This is a genomic window from Hungatella sp. SL.1.14 (assembly GCF_024460495.1).
GTDB lineage: Bacteria > Bacillota > Clostridia > Lachnospirales > Lachnospiraceae > Hungatella > Hungatella hathewayi.
The window spans coordinates 1-299 of sequence record NZ_JANFYJ010000359.1; the positions used below are offsets into that span (position 1 = coordinate 1).

Sequence of the window (299 nt, forward strand, 5' to 3'; positions counted from 1 at the left end):
ACCCGATTTTCGTGTCGCCATCGAACCACAAGTATGACTATCAGGATTACGACCATATCGATCCGCACTACGGAGTTATAGTAAAGGACGGCGGAGAACCCTTAAAGAGCGGAGCCACCGATAATCGTCAGGCAACCAAGTATATGGTGAGAAGCACGGCGAAGGAGAATTTAGAGGCCAGAGACGCGTTTTTTGCGCGGTTTGTAGAGGAGGTTCACCGCCGCGGGATGAAGATTATCCTGGATGGCGTGTTTAACCACTGCGGATCCTTTAACAAATGGCTGGACGGGGAGCTTCTT

At 50.8% G+C, this 299-nt stretch carries 1 protein-coding gene; it reads left to right on the forward strand.

Translation table 11 applies throughout. From position 1 onward, the window contains the following. Positions 1–299, forward strand: a 299-nt coding sequence (locus NE473_RS31355; RefSeq protein ID WP_256265664.1) for an alpha-amylase family glycosyl hydrolase, incomplete at both ends; no start/stop codon positions are given.